The 5629-nt window shown below is 71.6% G+C and carries 6 protein-coding genes and 1 pseudogene; 6 read left to right on the forward strand and 1 reads right to left on the reverse strand.

Annotated elements, in window-relative coordinates:
• The first annotated feature begins 184 nt into the window (after positions 1–184).
• The 6 genes from QSK20_RS31765 (at position 185) to QSK20_RS31790 (ending at position 5251) form a co-directional block, all read left to right on the forward strand.
• Complete coding sequence (locus tag QSK20_RS31765) at positions 185–598, forward strand: Asp23/Gls24 family envelope stress response protein (RefSeq protein WP_285792298.1); 414 nt, start codon at positions 185–187, stop codon at positions 596–598.
• A gap of 85 nt (positions 599–683) precedes the next feature.
• Positions 684–2372: a coenzyme B12-dependent isobutyryl-CoA mutase large subunit gene (icmA, locus tag QSK20_RS31770; RefSeq protein WP_285792299.1), complete on the forward strand. Its 1689-nt coding sequence runs from the start codon at positions 684–686 to the stop codon at positions 2370–2372.
• Between the two features lie 127 nt (positions 2373–2499).
• Entirely contained in the window at positions 2500–3417 is a 918-nt protein-coding gene (locus QSK20_RS31775; RefSeq protein ID WP_285792300.1) for a tetratricopeptide repeat protein, read from the forward strand.
• A 66-nt stretch (positions 3418–3483) separates the two neighbouring features.
• Positions 3484–4572: an arginase family protein gene (locus QSK20_RS31780; RefSeq protein WP_502889097.1), complete on the forward strand. Its 1089-nt coding sequence runs from the start codon at positions 3484–3486 to the stop codon at positions 4570–4572.
• A gap of 167 nt (positions 4573–4739) precedes the next feature.
• Entirely contained in the window at positions 4740–4991 is a 252-nt protein-coding gene (locus QSK20_RS31785) for a type II toxin-antitoxin system Phd/YefM family antitoxin (protein ID WP_285792302.1), read from the forward strand.
• The gene (locus QSK20_RS31790; protein ID WP_285792301.1) at positions 4988–5251 is read left to right on the forward strand and encodes a type II toxin-antitoxin system RelE family toxin; all 264 of its coding nucleotides are present in this window, start codon (positions 4988–4990) and stop codon (positions 5249–5251) included. Before QSK20_RS31785 ends, QSK20_RS31790 begins: the two co-directional genes overlap by 4 nt.
• Positions 5252–5514: 263 nt before the next feature.
• On the opposite strand, the pseudogene QSK20_RS31795 reads toward QSK20_RS31790, so the two are convergent.
• Positions 5515–5629 (reverse strand): annotated as a pseudogene (locus tag QSK20_RS31795) (IS630 family transposase); the annotation flags it as partial.

Here is a 5629-nt window from a genome sequence, read left to right on the forward strand (position 1 = left end):
ACGAACACCTCCGGCCGTCTACCCACCAGCCACCACCTCCCACGGTCGAATCACTGGGAGACAGCCTGCCCGATAGATCCTCAGAACCAGCGGATTACACGATCAACGTTCCAAGACGAGGCACTAGTACGCTCGCACCGCCGCACGGCCGGCGTGGGGCGGTACGAGTGTCTGTGGGGAGAGCATGGCTGACGAGGCGACACAGGAGCTGGCCGTGACGCCGGGCGCGGTGGCGGGTGGCACGACCGTCGTCTCCGACGAGGTGGTGGAGAAGATCGCGGTGGCCGCCGCGAAGTCCGTGCCCGGGGTGACCGAGCTGGGCGGTGACGTGGCCCGGTTCTTCAACGCCGTGCTCGACAAGGTCGGTCTGGACCAGGTCGGCGACGCCCGGCGGGGCTGCTCCGCGCACGTCACCGACGGCGCGGCGGTGGTGAACCTGGTGATCGTGATCGACGCCGGCCGCCCGGTGCCGCAGGTGACCGACGGGGTCCGGGCCGCCGTCACCCAGGCGGTCGAGGCGTACGGGCTGCGGGTCGACGAGGTCAACATCCGGGTCGACGACGTGGCCCTGGGCGACCCGGCCACGCCGCCGGCCTGACCGCGCGGGACGACTTCCTTAGCCATCGTTCAGGATGGGCTCTACACTCGACGTGCAGTCGAGGACTCGAGGAGGAGCCCTGCGCATGAACGCCGACGAGATCGCCGCCGGCCGGGCCCGCTGGCAGGCCCGGTACGACGCCGCGCGCAAGCGGGACGCGGACTTCACCACGCTCTCCGGGCTGGAGGTCGAGCCGGTGTACGGCCCGCCGGAGGGGGTCGCCCACCCGGGCTTCGAGCGCATCGGCTGGCCGGGGGAGTACCCGTACACCCGGGGCCTGTACCCGACCGGCTACCGGGGCCGCACCTGGACGATCCGGCAGTTCGCCGGCTTCGGCAACGCCCAGCAGACCAACGAGCGCTACAAGATGATCCTCGGCGCGGGCGGCGGCGGCCTCTCCGTGGCCTTCGACATGCCCACCCTGATGGGGCGGGACTCCGACGACCCGCAGTCGCTCGGCGAGGTCGGCCACTGCGGCGTCGCCATCGACAGCGCCGCCGACATGGAGGCGCTCTTCGACGGCATCGACCTGGCCGGGGTCACCACCAGCATGACCATCTCCGGCCCGGCGGTGCCGGTGTTCTGCATGTACCTGGTCGCCGCCGAGCGGCAGGGCGCCGACATCGGCACGCTCGACGGCACGCTCCAGACCGACATCTTCAAGGAGTACATCGCGCAGAAGGAGTGGCTCTTCGACCCCGAGCCGCACCTGCGCCTGATCGGCGACCTGATGGAGTACTGCGCCCGGGACATCCCGCGCTACAAGCCGCTGTCGGTCTCCGGTTACCACATCCGCGAGGCCGGCTCGACCGCCGCGCAGGAACTGGCGTACACCCTCGCCGACGGGTTCGGCTACGTGGAGCTGGGCCTCTCCCGGGGCCTGGACGTGAACGTCTTCGCCCCCGGGCTGAGCTTCTTCTTCGACTCGCACGTCGACTTCTTCGAGGAGATCGCCAAGTTCCGGGCCGCCCGCCGGATCTGGGCCCGCTGGCTGAAGGAGGTCTACGGCGCCACCAGCGAGAAGGCGATGTGGATGCGGTTCCACACCCAGACCGCCGGGGTGTCGCTGACCGCCCAGCAGCCGGTCAACAACGTGGTCCGTACGGCGGTGGAGGCCCTCGCGGCGGTGCTCGGCGGCACCAACTCGCTGCACACCAACGCCCTCGACGAGACGCTCGCGCTGCCCACCGACGAGTCGGCCGAGATCGCCCTGCGCACGCAGCAGGTGCTGATGGAGGAGATCGGCGTCACCAACGTCGCCGACCCGCTCGGCGGCTCCTGGTACGTCGAGGCGCTGACCGACCGGATCGAGGCCGAGGCGGAGGAGATCTTCGCCCGGATCCGGCAGCTCGGCGGGGACGGTCCGCACGCCATCGGTCCGATGACCTCCGGCATCCTGCGGGGCATCGAGGACGGCTGGTTCACCGGGCACATCGCCGAGGCGGCCTTCGTCTACCAGCAGGCGCTGGAGAAGGGCGACAAGAAGATCGTCGGGGTCAACTGCCACACCGGCACGGTCGCCAAGGACCTGGAGATCCTGCGTATCTCCCACGAGGTGGAGCTGGAGCAGCGGAAGCTCCTCGCCGAGCGCAAGACCGGCCGGGACAACGACGCCGTCAAGGCCGCGATCGAGCGGATGGTGGCGGTCAGCCGTACCGACGAGAACATGATCCCGGCGATGCTCGACGCGGTCCGCGCCGAGGCCACGCTCGGCGAGATCTGCGACGCGCTGCGTGCCGAGTGGGGCGTCTACCGCGAACCCGCCCGGTTCTGACTTCCGGCGCGGGCGGTGCGGGGGCCTCCACCGCCTTCCGCACCGCCCGCGACCAGCCGTGGAAGTCACATGTGTCGGCACGTCGGCTGATCTGTTCCGGACCGGGTACGTGCGAGACTAGATAACCATGAGCGACCCACGGATCACCTCGTCGATCTTCACCCGTGGCGCGGTCGACCTCAGCGCGCTGCGCCCGTCCGCCCCTGCCCGTCCCGCCGCCCCCGCCCAGGGCGGCCCGCCCGCCGGCGTGCCGGGTGGTGCCACACCGGGCGCCGGGGTCGCGGTGATCGACGTTACCGAGGCCACCTTCCAGTCCGAGGTGCTGGAACGGTCCCTCAGCACGCCGGTCGTGGTCGACTTCTGGGCCGAGTGGTGCGAGCCCTGCAAGCAGCTCTCCCCGGTGCTGGAGAAGCTCGCCGCCGAGGGTGGTGGCGCGTGGGTGCTCGCCAAGGTCGACGTCGAGGCCAATCCCCGACTGGCCCAGATGTTCCGGGTGCAGGGCATCCCGATGGTCTTCGCGGTCGTCGGCGGACAGCCGATCGACGCCTTCTCCGGCGTGGTGCCGGAGGCGCAGCTGCGGCAGTGGATCCAGGCCGTGCTGAAGGCCGGCGGCGTCACCGTCGAGCCGGCCGGTGACCCCCGCCTCGACGAGGCCGACGACGCGCTGATGGTCGGCGACCTCGACGCGGCCGAGGCGGCGTACCGGAGGATCCTCGCCGAGACCCCGGCGGACGCTGCGGCCGAGGCGGGGCTGGCCCAGGTGGGGCTGGTCCGCCGGGTCGGCGCGGCCGACCCGGTCGCCGTGTTCGCCGCCGCCGAGGCCAACCACGACGACGTGGACGCGCAACTTCTCGCCGCCGACGTCGAGGTGCTCAGCGGTCAGGCCGAGGCGGCGTACGCTCGGCTGGTCGCCCTGGTCAAGCGGACGGCCGGCGACGACCGGGAGAAGGCCCGCCAGCACCTGGTCTCGCTGTTCACCGTCGCCGGCCCGGACGACCCCGCGGTCGGCAAGGCCCGCCGAGCCCTGGCGAGCGCCCTGTTCTGACCACCCCTCACGCCCGCGCGGGCCGGCGGTGGCCGGCCCGCCCGACCCTCACGAGGACGGGAGCCCATGACGCGCCGAATCGCCGTCCTCGACGCGCCGACGAACCTCGGTCTGCGGCCACCCACGCTCACCAGCGTGCCGGGCTGCGCCAAGGCGCCGGGGGCGTTGCGTGACCACGGGCTCCTCGCCCGGCTGCGGGCCCGGGACGCCGGCTGCCTGACCCCACCCCGGTACGACCCGAGCGACTGGCGTCCCGGCGACGGCGTCTGCCACTCGTTCGAGATCGCGGAGTACTCGGTGGCGCTGGCCGGGCGGATCGGGGACATCATCGACCGGGGCGAGTTCCCGGTGGTGCTCGGCGGGGACTGCTCGGTCCTGCTCGGTTCCGCCCTGGCCATGCACCGCCTCGGGGAGTCGGTCGGCGGCCGGATCGGCCTGGTCTTCGTCGACGGGCACTCCGACTTCCGGCACCCCGGCAACGCCTCCTACGTCGGGGCCGCCGCCGGTGAGGACCTCGCCCTGGTGACCGGGCGGGGGCAGGCCGACCTGGCCGCGATCGAGGGTCGCCGGCCGTACTTCCGGGACGTCGACGTGGTGGTGCTCGGCATCCGGGCCCAGGACGAGTACCGTCTCGACCTCCAGGCCGCCGGCATCGTCAACCGGCCGGTGCCGGCGCTGCGGGCCGAGGGGGCGGCCCGGACCGCGCAGTGGGCCCACGAGCAGTTGGCCGACTGCGCCGGCTACTGGCTGCACGTCGACGTGGACGTGCTCGACCCGGCGGTGATGCCGGCGGTGGACGCCCCCGACCCGGGCGGCATCGCCTTCGCCGAGTTGGAGATCCTGATCGCCGGGCTGGTCGACACCCCGCACTGCCTCGGTGTCGAACTCACCGTCTTCGACCCCGACTACGACCCGGACGGCGCGTACGCCGCCGAGATCGTCAACACCCTGGTCGCCGGTCTGGCCCCGGTCACCGCCCCGGGCGCGGTCCCGCCCAAGCTGCTCCCGCCGCGCCCGGTCCCCACGCCCCGTCTGCTGTCGCCCCGCCGGGCATCCCCGACGCTTCCCCTCGGCCCAGCCCACGACGCGGCACCGACCGTCGACCCACCCCCTGCCGACGACCTGGACACACAGGTGGCGACCGGCGGTTCGTGATCGTCCCGGCTCGCGGACGGCGAGGCGTGCGCGGCGCACTTGTTGGCAGCTCAGCTACACGACACGCCGACCGCATTCCACCGCAACCGGCCACTGATCGGGGCCGACCGCACGCTCATGGGTCCGATCACCGCCGGCTGACGTTGTACACGGTGTACATTCTGTACATGACTGAGTATCCGTTGAAGGACGCCCGGGACCAGCTTGGCTCGATCGTCCTGGACGTCCGGCGGACCAGGGAGCCGGCCATCATCACCCGGTACGGCCAGCCTGAAGCGGTCATCGTCGACTTCGACGAGTGGCAGGAGTTGGAGGCGCTCCGGGACGCCGCCGACCTGGCTGTGGTGCGTGCGCGAGTGGCCGACGGTCAGCAGCCCGTGGCGCTCGATGATGCGCTTCGGGACCTGGACGCGGCATGACCTGTCGGGTCGAGGTCCATCCCGCCGCACTTCGTGAGCTTCACAAACTGCCCAGACCTGCCTTCGGGGAGGCCCTGAAGGTGATCGTCGCGTTGGTGACGGATCCTCGGCCAGCAGGGGCGAAAGCTCTGGTTGGTGAGCCCTCCGGGACCCTGCGGGTGCGCATCGGCGACTACCGGATCGTCTACCTGGTCGATGACGCGCAGCGTCTGGTCACCATCTACCGTGTCGCGCACCGCCGTGAGGTCTACGAGCGCTGACAATCGTCCGACCATGGGCGAATCGATGTGAGGACGTAAGGACGGCACCGGCGACGACGATGTCGGAAACAGCACCGGCCTTGCCCGAAGTCGAGGGCCGGTACGTGGGCCGACAAGTCCCGCAGCCGGACCGAACCAGCACCGCCCGTCCCCAGCGGTGCAGCCGGCAGGGATGCGGCGTACGGTCGTGCCTTACAGCCCCGTGCACGCGTCCGCCCCTGCGGCGGCGCGTCGCGCTGCCGGGCCGCCTAGCTAGTGCCTCGTCATGCAGCCTTGAACGGGTAATCCGGGTGGCGGATCTTGGAGTTGGTCGCGAACCCGGTTTTCGGTCGGGTGTGTTGGTTGCGCCATCGGATGTAGGCGCCGATGGCGGCGTCC

The sequence above is a fragment of the Micromonospora sp. NBRC 101691 genome (assembly GCF_030269285.1).
GTDB lineage: Bacteria > Actinomycetota > Actinomycetes > Mycobacteriales > Micromonosporaceae > Micromonospora > Micromonospora echinospora.